Origin of the sequence: Alloalcanivorax dieselolei B5 (assembly GCF_000300005.1) — a bacterium.
In the GTDB taxonomy this organism is placed as follows: Bacteria; Pseudomonadota; Gammaproteobacteria; order Pseudomonadales; family Alcanivoracaceae; genus Alloalcanivorax; species Alloalcanivorax dieselolei.
Genome location: NC_018691.1, coordinates 3,204,154 through 3,222,718, shown reverse-complemented (window position 1 = coordinate 3,222,718; position 18,565 = coordinate 3,204,154). Strand labels below are relative to the sequence as shown.

Genomic DNA, 18,565 nt, shown 5'->3' with positions numbered 1-18,565 from the left:
AAGCCCGGGTCGTTTGATCCGGGCTTTGTGCGTTATGAGGGCGGCGGTGCGCTCGATAACCATTCTGGTTGCGATTCGTTATTCCGCTAGCTGTTCTCTAACTCTTTGAATTAAATGATAAAATCTTCGCCAGGGCTGGCGTGTCGCAACGAGGAGCGTCATACTGCGCACGTTGTCCGGTTATCTGTAATTCGAGGAGTTTTTCCATGAAGGGCCATCCTGATGTGATCAAGTGTTTGCAGGAGCTGCTGCGCGGCGAACTGGCCGCCCGTGACCAGTATTTTCTGCATTCACGCCAGTACGAGGATCAGGGGTATGGCCGCCTCTACGAGCGCATCAACCACGAGATGCAGGAAGAGACCGAACACGCGGATGCCATTCTGCGGCGGCTATTGTTCCTGGAAGGCGTGCCGGATATGACGCCCCATGCCATGTCTGCGGGCCGCACCGTCATGGAGATGCTGGAGGCGGATCTGCGTCTCGAATATAAAGTGCGGGAAGATCTGGCCAAAGCCATGGCATTGTGTGAGTCGGTGGGGGATTACGTGACCCGGGAAATGCTGCGCCAGCAGTTGCAGGACACGGAAGAGGATCATACCCACTGGCTGGAACAACAGCTGCGTTTGATCAAGCACATCGGCGAGGAAAACTACCGCCAGTCGCAAATGTCCTGACGGCGCGGTCGCCGGATCGCCGGCCCACCACTGGGTAAAAGTGGGTAATGACTTTCTGCTGACTGTCATCGCCACCGGCGTCATTGTCTCCATCGTTGGCGGATCCTGAATCGGGCGCGCCATCGGTTCTGTTGTCACGACCCGGTAAGACGACGTTGGGGAAGTTGTACAGCGGCATCGGCGACCCTCTCCACGACATATCCGGCGTCCTCGGCGATGGCGTAAATACGTCCGGATCCCCAGGTGTTCTGCCAGGGCAGGCCAAGAAAATAGAGGCCGGGACTGGCGGTGACGCCGCGTACCTGTTTCGGGTAACTGGTGGCGTCGAAAGCCGGTGCATCGATCCAACTGAAGTCCGGAGCGTAGCCGATGCACCAGATCACCGCGCCGATGTTCGCCGCTTCCAGGTCCAGGCACGTCACCGGGTCGCGAGGTGGTTCCCAGACCGGTTGGTAGGGTTGCTCCTCCGGTGCAATGATGCCCTGTTGGGCGATGTACTCGTCGATGTTGCCTTTGATGCGGGCGTTGGTGGCATCGGCGGCATCAAGGTTGTGCTTGAGATCGTTGCCGAAATGCGCCACGCCAGCGCCGATGTCATTGAGCCGGCCGTGGAGCCGCATGCCTTCCAGGGCAAAGCGACGCAAGTCGATGTCGCGGCCACCGTCGCGGCCGGTGACATAGTGATTGGCCTTGGCGCGCACCTGTTCCTCGGTGAGGTGCTCCTGCACTGGAATGCGGTAATGGCCCATATCGTCGAGCCAGTCCACCACGTCGCGGCCGCGATAGAAGCGCGATACTCGCGGGGCCGGGCCCACCGCCAGATGCACGTCACGTCCGGCAAGGTGCAGGTCCTCGGCGATCTGGCAGCCGGATTGGCCGGTACCCACCACCAGTACGGCGCCGTCGGGGAGGGCATCCGGATTGCTGTAGGCGGAGGCGTCCAGCTGATGAATCGAAGGCGGCAGATTGGCGGCGTACTCGGGAATTTTGGGGAGGTGATAGCTGCTGACCGCGATCACCACCTGGTCGGCGGTGAGCGGCCCATGATCGGTTTCCAGGCGGTAGCCGCCCACATCAAGGGCAATCACCCGGGTAACGGTGACACCTTCGAACAACGGCGGTTCGAAGGCGGCGCGAAAGCGCTCCATCCAACTGATGATCTCGTCCTTGACCATGAACCCGTGCGGATCGCCGCCGTCATAGGGGTGATCGGGCAAGCGGCACTGCCAATTGGGCGTGACCAGGCAAAAGCTGTCCCAGCGCTGATGTTTCCAGGCGTGGAAGGCCTGATGTTTTTCCAGGACCAGATGATCGATGCCGCGCTGTTGCAGTAGATAGCTGGCGGACAGGCCGGCCTGCCCGCCGCCCACCACGATGACCGGATAGTGGTGGCGCGGGAAATACTGAATCGAGGCGTTCATGGGAATCAGGACTCCTTGGTGGTAACAGCAACGGTGGTAACGGCAACCGGCGGGTCGATCCGTGTCACGGTGACGCGGGCGCGCGCCTGGTTGGCGAACTGGCGACCGCGGCGTTCGATGGCCAGCAACTGACTGTCGGCGCTGCTGCAGCGGTAACCGTATTTGGCTTCCACCCGGTCGCCGGCCAGGGTCAGGGCGTCGTGGCTGAGGCGCAGGAATTCAGCCAACGGATAGCTCTCGCCGGCGTGGAAATAGTCCCGCACCACGGTGGATGGTGAGTAGCAGTGCATTTCGCTGCCATCCGGCCAGTGCAGATCAAAATGAACTTCAGGCATATCAGCCTCCTTGGTGGATCGCGCAAAGCGATTGGGAACGTGGTGTGCTACCGATGAACGGCTGGCGCCGCAGGTCCCAGAACAAACCCCGTTTGCCGTTGAGCGACAGTTCGAAGCGGCCGCTGGCGGTCACCGTGCCGACCTCGGCGGCGGCCAGATTTCTTTCATGGAAGGCGCGCAGCACCGCGGCGCGGTGCGCCGGTGCCACCGACAGCACGAAACCGTAGCTGGGAAAAGTGCGCAGCCAGCGCTCCAGCGGCACGCCGGCGGGACGGGGCAGGGCATCGAGGTCAAGCACCGCGCCGACCCCGGAGGCTTCCAGCAGCATCAGCGTGGTGCCCACCACGCCGGCCATGCTGATGTCCTTGGCGGCCCGGCACAGGCCTTGTTCGGCCAGCATCGGCAGGATTTCAAGATCGCCGCGCAGACGCTCGGCCGGCGCTTCACTGCTGGCATCCCAGTTGTCAGCCACCGGACGATAGCGGCCACGCGGATCGTAAACCGTGATCAGGCTATCTCCGGGATTGGCGTCGAAACTGGTCAACAGGGCCCGGGCGCGTCCCAGAATCGCCACCGCCAACTGGGGGCGATCGGTGCGAACGTTGCTGTGGCCGCCGACCACCGGCACACGGTATTTCGCCGCCGCTTCGCGCAAACCGCCCAGTATCGCGTCGGCGTGTTCCGACCCATCACTCCACAGGGCATCGACCACCGCCAGCGGCCGGCCGCCCATGGCGTAGATGTCGCTGACATTGACCATCACGCCGCAATAGCCGGCGAAGGCCGGCTCGGCGGCGACGAATTCATTGATGAAGCCCTCTATGGCGATCAACAGGTGGCCGTCGCCGTCGCGCAGGGCGGCGCTGTCATCACCCAACGGCAGGGCACCGCTGTCCAGCCCTGCGAGGCCGGCGATCATGGGCTGAATATCACGTTTATGGGCGAAGGCGTTGCTGTCGCGCAAACCGCGCATCAGGGCATGCAGATTCACGATGCCCTCCTGGCACGGGTCAGTAGCGGCAGGCGCCCTTCGGGCAGGGGCGGATAGTGGGACAGGTCGGCGCGCATCAAGGCGTGTTCCAACCCGTGCAGGGTCTGATACCGCAAGGTACGCCAGTGCAGTCGCTGAAAGAGCGCTTCATTGGCGGCCTGTACCTGGGCGAAAAAACTCTCACAGCCCAGCGCCCTGGCGTGGCCCACCGCCAGCCGGATCAGTGCGCTGCCCAGGTGGGCATCACGGCGATAGCCGCGCGCCACCGCCAGGCGCGAGCCGTACCAGATACCCGGGCGGTCGCTGTGGATGCGCACCGTGCCGACCACTTCCTCCGGGCCACCGGCCACGTAGGCGAGGGCGACGATGGTGATGGCGTGATGATCGTGGGCATCGTCGTCGTTGTCCTCGAACAGACGCTGTTCCTGGCAGAACACCGTTTGGCGCAGCGTGCGCGCGGCGCGGTATTCCCACGCCTCGGTCGTGGTTTTCACCGCGTATTCGCAGCTGCGGAATGGTTTGACCGGTTCCAGGATCATGAGGCGGCCTCCTCCTCGAACGCGGACAGTGACGAACAGGCGCCGCAGCGGCCACAGCCGGCCTTGATCTCGGTGGAGCGCAACTCCGCCTTGCGTAACAGCGTGCCAAGCGGTTCCAGAATGCGCTTCATGTGTGCCGCCGTCGGCGCTGGGTGATGCGCCAGTGGTGTGCCGGAGATTGGCACGAACGGCACCACGAAGGGATAGACGCCCAGAGCCACCAGCCGCTCGCATAAGGCGAGAGTGGTGTCGACGGTGTCGCCCAGCCCGGCCAGCAGATAGGTGCTCACCTGGCCACGACCGAATACGTCCACGGCGTCGGCGAACGCCTCCAGATAGTGTTCCACGGTGATCGATGACTTGCTCGGCATGAGGGTCTCGCGCAGCGCCGGGGTGGCGATTTCCAGGTGCATGCCCAGGCTCTGGATGCCGCTGTCGCGCAAGCGGCGGAACCAGGCGCGATCATCCGGTGGTTCGCACTGACCCTGGATCGGCAGATCGACGGCGGCGGTTACCGCTTCGGCGCTGTCGCACAGCACCCGGGCGCCGCGATCCTGCAGATTCGGGGTGCCGGTGGTCATCACCATATGTTTGACGCCGTCCAATTCCACCGCCGCCCGCGCCACCTCGGCGAGTTGCTGCGGGGTCTTGTGGGCGATGGTGCGGCCTTCGTCCAGGGACTGGCCGATGGCGCAAAACTGGCACGAGATCTTGCGATTGTTGTAGCGAATGCAGGTCTGCAACACGGTGGTGGCGAGCACATCCTTGCCATGCAGGGTGGCGATGTGGGAGTAGGGTATGCCCTCGGCGGTTTTGAGATCGTAGAAGCGCGGCGTATCGGTGAACGCCATACGCGCGATTTCCTGGCCGTCGCGCGATACCCTGGCGCCATCCAGACGATAGGGTGAGTTACCGGCACCGGCGGTGTGCACCGGGATCATTACCACCTTGCCGCCGATCTCGACGGCCTTGTGATCGGACGGGCCGGCGCCGCCGCGCCGGCTGGGGGCTCCGGCGGCAGGATCGGTCAGGCGTACACCCCGGGTTTGCAGTTCATTGATGAGCTGCCGCTCGGAGAGCTTGCTGTTCGCACTCATCGTCGTCGCTCCTGGCAATGGCAAAGGCGGGATCGCTGTCGCCGCCGTATCGGGTGAGATCGTGGGAGGTGGCCGCCGGACGGCGGTCAATCATCAAGCTCAGTAGTTCCGGGCGGGCGTAATGGCCGACCGAATCCATCATCCGTTTGCGTTTGAGGATCAGGCCCATGTCCAGCTCCGCCACGCACAGGCCTTCGCCTTCGGTGAGGGGCTGGCCGAGTACCTTGCCCTCCGGTGATACGATCATGGTCATGCAACCGCCGCGCAGCGCTTTCTGTTGCGCCGGATCGGTGGTGATCGCTTCGATCTGATGGTTTTCCAACCAGCCGGTGGCGTTGACCACGAAGCAGCCGGACTCCGCCGCGTGATGACGCATGGCCGCCTCGATCTGATCGGCGAACACCTGGCCGACCATGGAACCGGGGAATTGCGCGCAGTGAATTTCCTCGTGCTGAGTCATCAGCGCGTAGCGCGCCAGCGGGTTGTAATGCTCCCAACAGGCAAGGGCGCCGATGCGACCGACGCCACTGTCCACCACGGTGAGGCCGCTGGCGTCGCCTTGGCCCCAGATCATCCGTTCATGATGGGTGGGGGTGATCTTGCGGCGTTTGAGCAGCAGACGGCCGTCACGGTCCAGCACCACCTGGGTGTTGTACAGCGTGCCCTGATCCCGCTCGTTGACGCCCAGCACCACCACCATGGCGTGGCGGCGGGCCAGGGCGGCGACCCGGTCGATCTCCGGGCCCGGTACCGTCACCGCCTGTTGATACAGCGCGAGATGGTCCGGGCCGGAGAACGCCGGCGCGCGCACGAACGAGAAATACGGGTAGTAGGGCACCAGGGTTTCCGGGAACACAATCAGTTCCACACCCTGTCCGGCGGCCTCTTCGATCAGGGCGCAGACCTTGTTCAAGGTGCCGCCGGGAATTTCCAGGTCCGGGGCGACCTGGGCCGCCGCGGCCGTTACCGTGCGAGCATCGCTCATCGCGCCTCTCCGGTTACAGGGTCCAGGTGTCGAGGATGAAGGCGTTGTCCCGGCGATGAAGCAGTACCAGATCCAGAACGTCCAATGGATTGATTGGTGTGATCCCCTCAATCAATGACGGCTCGCCGTGCCCATAAAGGGCTTGAAGAGCGAAGCGGCAGGCGTAGACCTTGCCGCCTTCTCCCATGAACTTGGTGATCTGATTATTGATCGCCATATGCCCGGGGAACGCCTCATCGCCGAGGGTCGGGAAACCACGCTGGACACCCAGGGTGACGCCGGGACCATAGAGCAGTACCGAGGTGTCGAACCCTTTGCGCAACAATCTTGTGGCCTGCAACATATTGACCAGGCCAATGGAGCCTTCAAAGGCAACGGTATGAAAGGTCACCAATGCCTTTTCTCCGGGCTCCGCCTTGACGTCCTCGAATACCTTTTCTTCGTAGTCGACAAAAAAATCACCTTTCTGATGTGCTGCTTTGCTTACGGTAGGCATAACGGTCTCCTCGGAGTGATGGAAGCAATGGGGGCGGTCCGTATCTGGTCGCCATCCTCTGCGTTAACAATCTCGGCATTAACAATTGCAATCAAAGTGCCAATCAAATAAAAAATTGATTGATTGGTTGGTCTGGTTTTGCGCTAATGCACCGTGCTCTTGGCGACTTTTTCGTCAATGGTAGGAAGAGCGGACCAATCAAAGTGGGCGGTGGGAACGGGGCAGTGGCTCGCGAACTGATCCGTGTCGGTGCGGGTTATGCCCCTCGGTGGTGCGAAAACGCTGATTTTTGGAGATGGGAAAAAGTGAAGAACGTCCGTGACGAGCCCTGGCGGCCTATTCTCAAGGACGGCGACAAGCCGATTTATATCCGGATTGCCGATGCCATTACCGATGACATCCTTGCCGGGCGGCTGGCGGTGGGAGAGCGGTTGCCGCCGTTGCGGGACCTGGCGGGATTGCTGAGTCTGAACTACGCCACGATCTCCAAGGCCTACAACGAGGCCCAGCGGCGCGGTTTGATTTATTCTCGGGTTGGACAAGGCTCTTTTGTGTGTCGGCCGGGGGGAATAAGTCGTCGCGGCGCCAGCGCCGACCGCGCCGTGGATATGACCATGAACCTGCCGCCGGAATCCGGGAACCCGCTATTGCGAGAGCGCATGGAGGCGGGGCTGCGTGCCCTGGGGCCGGACCTGCAGCCATTAATGCGCTACCAGGGGTTCGGTGGGTCCGCCGAGGACAAGGCGGCGGCGGTGGCCTGGCTGCAGCGCCGCCCGCTGACCATTGATGTTGATCGGGTTCTGGTCTGCCCGGGCGTACAGAGCGCGTTGCTGGCGGTGCTTGGCAGTCTCGCCCGGCCCGGAGATGTGGTGGTGTGCGAGGCACTGACTTATCCGGGCCTGCGCGCCATCGCCGGCCAGCTCGGGATTCGCTTGATCGGGTTGCCGTTGGATCAGGACGGTATCGACCCGGATGATCTGGCGCGGTTATGCGCGGAGCACCGCCCCAAGGCGCTGTACTGCAATCCGGTGTTACTCAATCCTGCGGTAGTGACGCTCAGTGAGGAGCGCCGCCAGCGGCTGGTCCAGGTCGCCCGGCGCTATAGCCTGCCGATCATCGAGGATGATGCCTATGGTTTGTTGCCGACCCACCGACCCACCGCGCTGGCCGCCTTGGCGCCTGAGCTGACCTACTATCTCTGTGGGTTCAGTAAATCGCTTGGAGCGGGACTGAGAATCGCATACCTGGTGTTGCCTTCAGCGCGTCTGAAATCCCGGTTGGCGGTCACGTTGCGGGCCACCACGGTAATGGCTTCTCCGGTCACGGCGGCTTTGGCCTCGTGTTGGGTGCAGGATGGAACGGCCGATCTGGCGGTTTCTCTGACCCGTAAGGAATCGCAGTTGCGGCAGGCGCTGGTGAACGAAAACCTTTCGGGAGCCGATTACCAAACCCACCCCGAAGCGTTCCACGTGTGGCTGCGAATGCCCGGGCCCTGGAGCCGGGTGGCCTTTGCCGCGCGCATGAGAGCGCAGGGCATCAATGTCGTGGTCAGTGATGCCTTCGCGGTGAATGGCAAGCCGCCGGAGGCGGTGAGATTGTGCCTTGGCGGGCCGATCAGCCGTCAGGATCTGGCGCACGCACTGCATTTGATTGCCGACACTCTGGATCAGCCCGGTGCGGCCAGCGCCGGTTTTTTCTGAGCCAGTGGCAATCAACAGGGATCGCAAGCCCGGCTAATGGAATAATGTTAGTATTGTTCCATTAATTTTTGTAAAGGGTGGAGAAGGATGGCGGCAGCAAGGAAACCCACGCGTCGTAAGAAGAGCAAGGCGGAAGAGATTTCCGGAACCAAATTGGAGCTGACCCTGGCGGCGGAGAAGGTCTTTGCCATCCATGGCGTGCAGGGCGCTTCCTTACGCCAGATTCGTGAGGAGGCCGGACAGAAAAACGAATCGGCGATCCATTATTATTTCGGTTCCCGGGAAGCGATCATCGAATCCGTTTTGTCGTTGCGTGCGAATCCCCTTGATCATGCCCGCCAGACCATGTTTGACGAGATGAAGCGTGGCAACGGCGGAAGGCCTTTGTCCACCGAACAGACGGTACGCTGCGCCATCATGCCATTGGCGTGTTACCTACTGGATGATGGAAATCGTAGTTTCTATCTGCGCTTCCTTGTGCAACTACGTATGGAGCGCAAACTCTGGCTGTATTTCAACAATATGTATGGAAAGGGAATGGAGAAGTGCCTGGCTGCTTTACGTGAGAGCCGTCCCTATATTCCTCGGGCAATCATTGAGCAACGCTTCCTCAATATGCAGTATATCCACACTAACGGCCTGGCGGCGCTGGAGCGCATTCTGTGGGAAAAAGGGGAGGATTTCAGGTATGAGGAAGGCTGGATTCGCGTGGAAGATATGATTACCTCCACCGCGGCGATGTACGATGCGCCCCTGTCACCAGCCACGCTGGCAGCCATTCGGGAAGCCGGGGCGCGCCATGGGTTGCCAGCCTATATTGAGGTTTCCATCTACGGGGATACTGCCTATGGTGGCACCGAGGGTGTTGATCCTGGTGCCACTTAAGCGCCGTGAGAATTAAAAAAGCTTTATCCGATACCAACTTGATTTCGAGAATAGCCCTCGCCACCGTCACCGCCCAGTGCCTTCAGTGAGGCGTTGGCGGCATCGGTGAAAATGCCCCTGGCCATCAGCGAGGTCTCTGCTTTGGCCCGTACCTGATTCACAGCCGCGCGAACCCGGTGAGCTTCCTGATTCTCCGGTTCCGCGCGCACCGCCATTTCACTGAGGTGGCCGGCCAGGCGCAGATCGCCCTGGTCCAGGTGCTTGGCCGCGGCCTGTGTCAGGGCTTGTGCTCCGCCACAGAGTTCCGCCAGGGCACCGCTTAGCGCGTCCGGGTGTGCCGGCTTCAAGTGCGCTGGATTGCCGTCATACCAGCCACCGTACAAACGCCAGACATTGCGAATCAGAAACTCCGGATCATCGTAGGAAGGATGCAGATAGGGCCGGTCGAGCAGACCTTCGGGCAGCGTCATCTGTTGCACGATATCGGCCAGGGGCAAGCCCTGGTTCATACCCTCCAAAGTCTGGTCATGGATGGTCTCCAGGAAAGTGGCGGTGTCGTCCAGTAGTGTGGCGACACGGTCGGCACCGAACACCGCCGGTCCGTGGCCGGGCACCAGCACTTCCGGTTTCTTTGCTGCCATGGCGCGTAAGGCTTGCGCCCATTGGTGGGCAAAGCGCTGGACCTTTTGTGGGTTGCCGGCATTGGGCGCTGCCCAGATGATGAAATCCCCGGTAATAACGGTACGGTCCTCCGCAATCCAGCTCCAGGTATGGTCGTCGGTTTCACCCATGCCGTGGTTGAGCTCCACCTGGTTGTCGCCGCATTCCAGAATCATCTGTTCTTCATAGAAGCGGTCCGGGTAACGGTACTCCTCCGGCCAGTGGAAGCCCGCCACCTTGAACTGCCGGCCGTTGATGCGTGCATTCCATCCAGCGCTGCTCTGATAGCGCTCGAAACGGCGGCGGATGTTGGCCTGGCCGATGACCTCGGGTTTGGGCTCCCCGGCTTGTTGTGCTTCCTGGTCGAACAGTGGTGTGCCAAAGGCGTGGTCCAGATGGCCGTGGGTATAGACGACATGACGGATGGGCTGGTCCGACCAGGCGCGGATCGCCTTATGAATGGCGGCGGCGGTATTGCGGCTGCCGCTGTCGAACACCACCAGGCCCTGTCCGGTATTGAGGACGGTGACGTTACCCACCACGCCTTTCGAAGCGATGTAGACCAGGTGGTCATTGATCGGTATGACCTGGCTGCCGTGCAGATGGCGATTCCAGTCACGGCCGAAATCAAACCGGTCCCAGCAGGCATCGCCGATAGCTCTGAGTTCTTCGTTGATCACTTGAGGTCTCCTCTGAGGGTGAAAATCAGGAACAGAGTGCTACCTAAAGTAATGTCACTTCATTAGAAAAGATAGGTGAAATTCATGTTCTCGCATTACTTTTTAGGGGAATCATGTTTGGTTTAGAGATGGAAGTGGCGAGTCGAAGTTTCTTTGGGGTGAGATTCTGCATGCCGACATCTGTGCGTTTTTTTCATGTTAATTTAAGGTAAAATAAAATAAATACAATGACTTATGGTTTTTACAGGATAAAAATTTGCGTCTTGAACGAATGTTCACTTATGCCTCTTTGGGCAGTGTCAGGCAATGAATAAATTGTCATGGCGTTTGAGGTATTGGTAACAATCTAATTGACAGTCATTAAATCGGCATGATCTGATGAGCGCACAAAAAAACCAAGGTGGACTTCGATGTCCACGGGAGAGGGAGAGTGCTCACAGATTCAAGTCGTCGGCTTGGCTTGGCGATTGCCGTGGTTCTGGCCGCCATCAGTATTTATACGTCTCTTTTCGGGATCTTTGATCCGAGCTATCAGCGTCCGCTGACGTTCGCTGCTTGTATTCTCGTCGCCGTACTGGTCAAACCGTTGGTGGTGGCGAATCCGCCACGTACCGCATTGATTCGCACCTTGTTCTGGCTCATCGACCTGGTCCTGGTCGGTGCGATCTTGTTGGCGGTCGCGCGTTTTCTGGCCTTCGCCGGTGATATGGAAAACATGCTGGTCGACTACAGCCGCACCGATCAGTTGATCGCGCTGACTGGCGTGGTGGCGGTGATTGAACTGACCCGCCGGGAGTTCGGCCTCGGGCTGTCCTTGTTCGCTGGTGTGACCTTGCTGTACTGCCTGTGGGGCGATCTGCTGCCCGATGCCTTGCGCCACGCCGGCTTTTCCCTGGATCAGATCATGCAGGGAATGTGGTACGGCTTCAGCGGCGTATTCGGCACGCCGGTGGCGGTGATGATCGAGTTGCTGTTCATCTACATCATCTTCGGCGTCATGCTTGAGGCTACCGGCGCCGGACCGGCGCTGGTGCGTATGTCCATTCGTGTCACTGGCCGCCTGCCCGGTGGTCCGGCCCACGCCGCGATCTTTGCCAGCATGCTGTTCGGTACCATGTCTGGCAGTGTTACCGCCAACGTGGCGGGGACCGGCGCTTTCACCATTCCGATGATCAAGAAGCGCGGTTTCAGCCCCGCCTTCGCCGGTGCCGTCGAAGCCGCCGCGTCCACCGGTGGGCAGGTGATTCCTCCGGTAATGGGCGCCGCCGCGTTCATGATGGCGCAGCTTACCGGCACACCTTATCTGCTGATTTGCGTGGCGGCGTTATTGCCGGCGGCGTTCTACGTGATCGCTCTGTTCGCGGCGGTGTACTACGAGGCTCGCCGGCTTGGTATCAAGCCCACTCCGGAGCATGAATTGCCGGTCCTGACCAAGGACGACTGGCTGCGTTCGCTAATGTTCGTGGCACCGGTTTTGACGGTGATTCTGGTGCTGGCCGCGGGCCGCTCGCCGGCCATGGCCGGGGTGTGGGCGACGCTGGTGGCCATGGCCTTTGGTTTCCTCAATCCGGAAATTCGCCGCCGTCCCTGGGCGTTGATCGGCGCTTTGGCAAAAGGCGGCGTGGCCGGCTCGCGCATCATGATCGCGGTGGGGGCCATTGGTATCGTCATCGCCGGCATGGACCTCACAGGTCTGGGACTGAGCTTCGCGCAGGCGGTGGCCGGGCTGGGCGAGAGCAGTTTGCTGTTAAGTCTGATATTGACCGCGTTGGGCTGCCTGGTTCTCGGTATGGGCATGCCGACTTTGCCGGCCTACCTGATCATCGTTTTGGTCATGGGGCCGGCGCTGACCAGCTTTGATGTGCCGCTGCTTTCCGTGCATCTGTTCGTTCTTTATTTCGGGGTGCTATCCGCCATCACGCCGCCCGTGGCCCTGGCGGCCTTTGCCGCGGCGCCATTGGCCGAGGCCAACCCGATGAAAGTGGCCATGCTCTCCGTACGTCTGACTCTGGTCGGATTTCTGGTGCCGTTCCTGTTCGTATTCAATCCGTCGCTGCTGTTGATCGTGGAGGGCTTTGATCCAATGGATCTGGCCTGGGGCGTGGTGCGCCTGACTCTGGTGGTGTGGGCGGTAACCACAGGGTTCGCCGGATTTGGCGGTGAGCGGCTGAGCATGTTGGCGCGGATTCTGAGACTGGTGGTGGCGGCATTGCTGATGGCGCGCGGCACCTCGGTGGAACTGGTCGGTCTGGCTCTGGCGCTGCTTATCCTGCTGTTCGATTTCATGCCGCACCGCAGGCCGCGTTGGCTTGGTTGCGCATCGGCGGATAAGTGAAAGACAGATAAGTAAAAGAGAGAGGGGCTCAGCTGAGCCCCCAAAAGGAGAAAAGAATGTTTGGATTGAGAACGATAAAACGGGCGGCCTGTGTACTGACCGCCACCCTGGCGCTGGGCCAAGCCGCGCAGGCGCAGGAGAGCCATCTGCGCATGCAGACCGCCACCCCCGGCTCGGGATACTACGTTTTCTCCGTTACCTTGCAGTCGATTCTGCAGAAGAAACTGCCGGTGAAGATCAATATGACGGCCGGTGTCACCGGGCCGCGCTCGCCCCTGGACGCCGCGCGCGGACAAACGGATCTGTTCATCAGCAGCCCGTCCATCAATCATTTCATGCGCACCGGCACGGGTATGTTCGCGAAAATGAAAACGGCCCCGGAGCTGTACAAGAACGTCAGGCAGATCATGACGTTCCCGGCCGGACCCTACCATATCGTGGTGCACGAAAAGTCCGGTATTCGTTCCCTTGAGGACATCAAAGGGCGGCGCATCTTTCTCGGCGCCCCGGGCGGGGCGGCGACTCTGGTGGCCATCTCCATCGTCGAAGGCGCTACAGGCTATAAAGCCGGCCAGGACTACGAGCTGGCGAAACTGGATTGGAATTCCGGCCTGCAGGCTTTCCAGGATGGCCATGTGGACATGCTGGTGATGCCCACGCAACTGCCGTCCGCCTCAATGGAACAGATGGCATTGCTCGAGAAGGTGCGCTTTCTGGGGATTCCCGATGCGGCCTTCGAGTCCGATCAGATGAAAGAAATCATGGCTCTGCCGGGAAGAACCCAGGCCACTATTCCAGCTGGTATTTACGGCGGTAATCAAACCAATGAAACGGATGTAAGAACGATTGGTTCCTGGGCCGGCCTCGGTACCCGCAAGGATCTCGATGAAGAGTTGGTGTACCAGATTATCAAGACCCTGTTCGAGAATCTGGATGCCTTCCACAGTGCTGCGAAGTTCATGGAAGAGATCACTCTGGAGAATGCGCTGACCGAGATGAGGACGCCGCTGCACGCCGGTGCGGTTCGTTACTATCGGGAGGCCGGCGTTGACCTTCCGGATCATCTGATTCCACCGGAGGCACGCTAATGAATGCCGCATCAGAACACGCCATTGAGGATCTGGATCGTCTTTTCCGACCCCGCTCGGTGGCGGTCATCGGCGCCAGCGCCACGCCGACAAAAATCGGCGGCCTGCCGATCGCGTTCCTGCTCGCCCAAGGCTTCGAAGGCCCCATCTTTTCAATCAACCCGAAGGCCTCGGAAGTGCAGGGGCTTAAGGCCTACGCCCGCATTGGTGAAGTAGCCGGTCAGGTGGATCTGGCCATCGTCGCGGTGCCGGCAGCGCTGGTCGATCAGGCTGTGGACGAAGCCATTGCCGCCGACGTCAAAGGTATTGTCCTGTTTTCATCCGGCTTCGCCGAGATCAGCGAGGAAGGGCGCCTGGCACAGGAAGCCCTGATGGCTCGTGCCCGCGCGGCCGGTGTTCGTATTCTTGGACCGAACTGTCTCGGTTTCATGAATCTTTCCGAGAAGGTGTTCGCGACGTTCTCACCCGTGGTGGGGCAAGGTGTGACGCCAAAAGGGCGTATCGGCCTGATCAGTCAGAGCGGTGCCTATGGCGCCTATGCCTTTACCTTGGCCCGTCAACGCGGTTTGGGGTTGAGCTACTGGATCACCACCGGCAACGAAGGCAACGTGGATTTCGCCGATTGCCTGAGCTGGCTGGCGCGGGATCCGGACACCGATGTGATCCTGGGCTATATGGAAGGTTGCCGCGACGGCCGCAAACTGGAAGCCGCCCTGGCCGAGGCCCGCGCCGCTGGCAAGCCGGTGGTGATGACCAAAGTGGGGCGCACCGATATCGGTGCCCAGGCCGCCGCGTCTCATACCGCCGCGCTGGCCGGCGAAGATGCGGTCTTTGATGCGGTGTTCCGCCAGTACGGTGTCTATCGGGCTTATTCCATCGAAGAGTTTTTCGATGTGGGCTACGCCTTTTCCGTGGCGGGTATCCCGGGCGGGGAAAACCTCGGTGTGTTCACGGTGTCCGGCGGTGCCGGCGTGCTGATGGCGGACGCCGCCGCCGATGAAGGGCTGGCGCTGCCAGAGCTTAATCAAAAAGCTCAGGACCGCATCCGGGAATTGGTTCCGTTCGCCGCGCCACGTAATCCAGTGGACATCACCGGGCAGATCACCAACGACATCGGTCTGTTCGAGACCAGCCTCGATATCATGCTCGAGCAGGGTGATTACCACCTGGTCGCCGCCTTCCTGGCGGCGGCTGGCCAAGGTCCCATGGGGGAGCACATCGCCGAGCAGATCGGCCGGGTTCGCGACCGGTATCCGGATCGGGTGTTCTGTGCTGTATCGGTATTCAAGGAGCCGGTGCGCGCCTTGCTGGAACGTAATCGCTGTCTTGCCTTCGAGGATCCTACCCGTGCCATTCGCGCGCTGTCCGCCCTGGCCTGGTTTGCCCGGCAACGGCAAAAACCGGCGGTGCCGGTGGATTCGTACGACGCCAGCGTAACGTTGCGTACCGGCAGTTATTCGGAGGCGGACAGCTTCCAACTGCTGGCCGACTTCGGAGTGCCGGTGCCGGAATCTCACCTGGTCGCCGATGGTGCCGAGGCCCAGGCTCGGGTAGCGCAGGACTCCCGCGCCTGGGTGGCGAAAATCGCTTCCCCCGACATTCTGCATAAATCCGACATCGGTGGCGTGCGCCTGAATCTGCGTGGCGCCGAGGCCGTTGGCCAGGCCAGTGATGAAGTGCTCGCCGCGGCCCGTCGCGCCTGCCCGAAGGCACGTATTGATGGTGTGTTGCTCTCTCCGATGGAAGAACAGGGCGTCGAATGCATCGTCGGCGTGCAGCGGGATCCTGCCTTTGGGCCAGTGGTGATGCTGGGACTTGGTGGCGTATTGGTGGAGGTGCTCAAGGATGTCAGCTTCCGCAGCGCGCCGCTGAACCGGGACATGGCCATGGACATGATCAACGAGCTGCGCGGTAGAGCGATTCTTGACGGTGTCCGTGGGCAGCCGCCGGCGGACATCGGCGCCCTGGCCGATCTGCTGGTTAAAGTGTCGCACTTCGCCGTGGCCGCCGGGGACAGTCTGGAAAGTCTGGACATCAATCCGGTGCGCGTGCGTGCCGAGGGGCAGGGCGTGGTGGCATTGGATGCCCTGGTCATCGGGCGCTGATATAGGGCGCCCGGAATCAAGTAACAGCTAGATAAAACAACAAATCGGGAGATTGGAATGAAACTGAAACACCCTTTGATCCGCTGGGCGAGTGGTCTGGTACTCCTGGCAACCGCATCGCTGGCCAGTTATGCCAATGCTGATACCAACCTGCGCATGCATACCGCTCAGCCGGGATCGTCGCCTTACGTCTTCTCGGTGACTCTGCAATCCGTGTTGCAAAAGCACCTGCCGGTTCGCATCAACATGACCTCCAGCATGGCGTCCACCCGCTCCACCCTGGACGCGGCGAAGGGGCAGGTTGATCTGTATATCGGCAGCCAGTCCATCAATCATTTCATGAGCACCGGCACGGGTATGTTCAGCAAAATGTCCAGCGCGCCGGAACTGTTCAAGAACATCCGTACCATCATGAGCTTCCCGCTCGGACCGTACCACATCATGGTGCACGAGAAATCGGGTATCCGTTCTCTCAAGGACATCAAGGACCGTCGTGTCTTCATCGGCCCGCCGGGTGGTGCCGCCACTCTGGTTGCCTTGTCGATCATCGAAGGCGCCACCGGTTACAAGGCGGGTGAGGATTACGAGATGGCAAAGCTGGACTGGAACTCAGGGCAGCAGGCATTCCAGGATGGCCAGGTGGATATGTATATCGGCCCGACCCAGCTGCCGTCCGCCTCCATCGAACAAGTGGTGCTGCTGCAAAAGATTCGATTTCTGGGCATCCCCGAGGAGGCTTTCGATAGCGAGCCGATGAAACAAGTGATGTCGTTGCCCGGCCGTACCGTTGCGAAAATTCCCGCCGGCATTTACGGCGAAAACCAGACCAACGAAGGCCCGGTAAAAACCGTCGGCACCTGGGTCACTCTGGGCACGCAGAAGGATCTGGATCCCGAACTGGGTTATCAGATCACCAAAACCATTTTCGAGAATCTTCAGACGTTCCATGACGCCGCCAAGTTCATGGACACCATCACGCTGGAGAACGCACTCAACCAGGTGAACACCCCGCTGCAGGCCGGGGCCTTACGGTACTACCGGGAAATTGGCCTGGATGTGCCGGATACGATGGTGCCGCCGGAAGTTCGTTGAGAAGCGCAAAGAAAAACCTGGACACTCTCCGAGACCTTGATGCCGGCATTGAGCCCGGATGGCCTTGGGCAGTCCTTTGAAAAAGAGTAAGAGGAAGCAACATGAGCAGTGAATTTACGCCGGTGTCGCCGGCCGAGCTGAAGTCCGCGGCCAAGCGCGCGTACATCTACACGGTTCCGCTGGTGATCATGGAAACCACCCGTAAATGGCGTATGGGCGCCGGGGCCAACGTCTTCAATCATGCCCGCAAGTTGCTGACGCACCGCAGCCGCTGGGTAACCACACCGAACAACGACACCCTGTACTCCGATGCCTGGCTGGATCTCTCCAAAGGGCCGGTAAAGATTACCGTGCCGGCCACTGGCGAGCGCTACTTCTCGTTGGCGTTCATGGACATGTACACCAACAACTTCGACATTCTCGGTACCCGCACCACGGGGAATAACGGCGGTGTTTATACCGTGGTCGGTCCGAATCAGGCGGTGCCGGAGGGTGCCACCAATGTGGTCCGCGCACCGACGCCCAGAGTTTGGGCGCTGGCGCGTATTCTGGTGGATGGCCCCGACGATCTGCCAGCGGCCTGCGCCGTGCAGGATGGTTTGTTCGTTCACGACGGCGCCGCCCCCGAAGATGTCGCGCCGGGCGACCCGGTACAGCGCTCGGCCGACTGGCCTGAGTATCTGGCCACTGCAAATCGCTTGTTACGCCGTGAGCCGCCGCCGGTTACCGACGGCCTGATTCTGGAGCAGATCCGTGCAATGGGTATCGGTCCAGATCAGATGTTCGACGCGGATGCTTTCGACCAGGAACAGGCGGAAGCGATTGAGCGGGGCGTGGAAGAGGCCAGGAACTGGCTGGTTCAGATCCAGCGCGCGCGCCGCAGCGCCATTGATGGCTGGACTTATCCCAGCATGCGCAATGGTGATTATGGCCAGAACTATACGCTGCGAGCAGTGGTATCGGTGGGTGGCCTGGGCGCCTTGCCGTTGGAAGAAGCCATCTATATGCGTGCCGAAGGGGACGCCGAAGAAGGGCTGTTCGATGGCAACCAGAACTATCGTCTGCATTTCCCCGCCGGCGCCATGCCGCCGTTGAATTCGTTCTGGTCCCTGACACTGTACGAAGCCATGGACGACGGACAGTTTTTCTTTGCCGATACCCCGTTGCGCCGCTACGCCGTGGGGGATCGCAGCCCCGGCCTTCAGTACAACGAGGACGGCTCTTTGGATCTCTGGATCGGTGCACGCAGTCCCGGCGCGGACCGGGAGAGCAACTGGTTGCCTGCCAACGAGGGACCTTTTGCCCTGTTTTTCCGAGGTTATATGCCGAAGGCGGATCTGATGGAAGGCCGTTACCGGCTGCCGCGCGTCGAACGCCTGTAAACACTGAATCACCTGTTTTTTCCTTTTTTCCAACGGCACCACCGGTGGCCGTTACGGGCGTCCCTGTGCCCGCCCCGCCGCCGGTGATAACGCAGGAGAT

The 18,565-nt window shown here is 60.8% G+C and carries 16 protein-coding genes and 1 pseudogene; 9 read left to right on the top strand and 8 right to left on the bottom strand.

Annotation, left to right across the window (positions count from 1 at the left end):
- Positions 1-206 precede the first annotated feature (206 nt).
- On the top strand, positions 207-674 hold the full coding sequence (bfr, locus tag B5T_RS14340) for a bacterioferritin (RefSeq protein ID WP_014995238.1): 468 nt from the start codon (positions 207-209) through the stop codon (positions 672-674).
- Positions 675-702: 28 nt separating this feature from the next.
- Positions 703-783: pseudogene (locus tag B5T_RS23855) on the top strand (RcnB family protein); the annotation flags it as partial.
- Positions 784-808: 25 nt separating this feature from the next.
- Here B5T_RS23855 and B5T_RS14335 read toward each other — a convergent pair.
- The 7 genes from B5T_RS14335 to B5T_RS14305 are packed head-to-tail and all read right to left on the bottom strand — an operon-like array spanning position 809 to position 6,538.
- Entirely contained in the window at positions 809-2,095 is a 1,287-nt protein-coding gene (locus B5T_RS14335) for an MSMEG_0569 family flavin-dependent oxidoreductase (RefSeq protein WP_014995237.1), read from the bottom strand.
- A 5-nt stretch (positions 2,096-2,100) separates the two neighbouring features.
- Entirely contained in the window at positions 2,101-2,430 is a 330-nt protein-coding gene (locus B5T_RS14330) for an MSMEG_0570 family nitrogen starvation response protein (protein ID WP_014995236.1), read from the bottom strand.
- A gap of 1 nt (position 2,431) precedes the next feature.
- The gene (locus B5T_RS14325) at positions 2,432-3,421 is read right to left on the bottom strand and encodes a sll0787 family AIR synthase-like protein (protein ID WP_014995235.1); all 990 of its coding nucleotides are present in this window, start codon (positions 3,419-3,421) and stop codon (positions 2,432-2,434) included.
- Entirely contained in the window at positions 3,418-3,960 is a 543-nt protein-coding gene (locus B5T_RS14320) for an MSMEG_0567/Sll0786 family nitrogen starvation N-acetyltransferase (RefSeq protein ID WP_014995234.1), read from the bottom strand. The genes B5T_RS14325 and B5T_RS14320 overlap by 4 nt, the downstream gene beginning before the upstream one ends.
- A complete protein-coding gene (locus B5T_RS14315) occupies positions 3,957-5,057 on the bottom strand; it encodes an MSMEG_0568 family radical SAM protein (protein ID WP_014995233.1) in 1,101 nt (366 codons plus the stop codon). The genes B5T_RS14320 and B5T_RS14315 overlap by 4 nt, the downstream gene beginning before the upstream one ends.
- Positions 5,014-6,042, bottom strand: a complete 1,029-nt coding sequence (locus tag B5T_RS14310) for a Nit6803 family nitrilase (protein WP_014995232.1) — start codon at positions 6,040-6,042, stop codon at positions 5,014-5,016. Before B5T_RS14310 ends, B5T_RS14315 begins: the two co-directional genes overlap by 44 nt.
- Before the next feature lie 13 nt (positions 6,043-6,055).
- Positions 6,056-6,538: an MSMEG_0572/Sll0783 family nitrogen starvation response protein gene (locus B5T_RS14305; protein ID WP_014995231.1), complete on the bottom strand. Its 483-nt coding sequence runs from the start codon at positions 6,536-6,538 to the stop codon at positions 6,056-6,058.
- A gap of 305 nt (positions 6,539-6,843) precedes the next feature.
- On the opposite strand from B5T_RS14305, the gene B5T_RS14300 reads away from it, so the two are divergent.
- Together B5T_RS14300 and B5T_RS22350 are read left to right on the top strand one after the other, a co-directional pair.
- Positions 6,844-8,238, top strand: coding sequence for an aminotransferase-like domain-containing protein (locus B5T_RS14300; RefSeq protein WP_051015495.1), 1,395 nt, complete (start codon positions 6,844-6,846; stop codon positions 8,236-8,238).
- 87 nt (positions 8,239-8,325) lie between these two features.
- The gene (locus B5T_RS22350) at positions 8,326-9,123 is read left to right on the top strand and encodes a TetR/AcrR family transcriptional regulator (protein ID WP_014995229.1); all 798 of its coding nucleotides are present in this window, start codon (positions 8,326-8,328) and stop codon (positions 9,121-9,123) included.
- Positions 9,124-9,146: 23 nt separating this feature from the next.
- On the opposite strand, the gene B5T_RS14290 is transcribed toward B5T_RS22350, so the two are convergent.
- Positions 9,147-10,463 carry an alkyl sulfatase dimerization domain-containing protein gene (locus tag B5T_RS14290; RefSeq protein ID WP_014995228.1) on the bottom strand — a complete coding sequence of 439 codons (1,317 nt, stop codon included), beginning with the start codon at positions 10,461-10,463 and terminating at the stop codon, positions 9,147-9,149.
- Between the two features lie 430 nt (positions 10,464-10,893).
- Here B5T_RS14290 and B5T_RS14285 point away from each other — a divergent pair, with 430 nt between their 5' ends.
- The 5 genes from B5T_RS14285 to B5T_RS14265 all read left to right on the top strand — a co-directional run bounded on the left by B5T_RS14285 (position 10,894) and on the right by B5T_RS14265 (position 18,465).
- On the top strand, positions 10,894-12,798 hold the full coding sequence (locus B5T_RS14285) for a TRAP transporter permease (RefSeq protein WP_167321221.1): 1,905 nt from the start codon (positions 10,894-10,896) through the stop codon (positions 12,796-12,798).
- 56 nt (positions 12,799-12,854) lie between these two features.
- Positions 12,855-13,886, top strand: a complete 1,032-nt coding sequence (locus B5T_RS14280; protein ID WP_014995226.1) for a TAXI family TRAP transporter solute-binding subunit — start codon at positions 12,855-12,857, stop codon at positions 13,884-13,886.
- Positions 13,886-15,991, top strand: coding sequence for an acetate--CoA ligase family protein (locus B5T_RS14275; RefSeq protein WP_014995225.1), 2,106 nt, complete (start codon positions 13,886-13,888; stop codon positions 15,989-15,991). The genes B5T_RS14280 and B5T_RS14275 overlap by 1 nt, the downstream gene beginning before the upstream one ends.
- A 57-nt stretch (positions 15,992-16,048) precedes the next feature.
- Positions 16,049-17,083 (top strand): TAXI family TRAP transporter solute-binding subunit, encoded by a 1,035-nt coding sequence (locus B5T_RS14270; RefSeq protein WP_014995224.1) that lies wholly within the window; start codon positions 16,049-16,051, stop codon positions 17,081-17,083.
- Positions 17,084-17,184: 101 nt separating this feature from the next.
- Positions 17,185-18,465: a DUF1254 domain-containing protein gene (locus B5T_RS14265; RefSeq protein ID WP_014995223.1), complete on the top strand. Its 1,281-nt coding sequence runs from the start codon at positions 17,185-17,187 to the stop codon at positions 18,463-18,465.
- Positions 18,466-18,565: the final 100 nt, after the last annotated feature.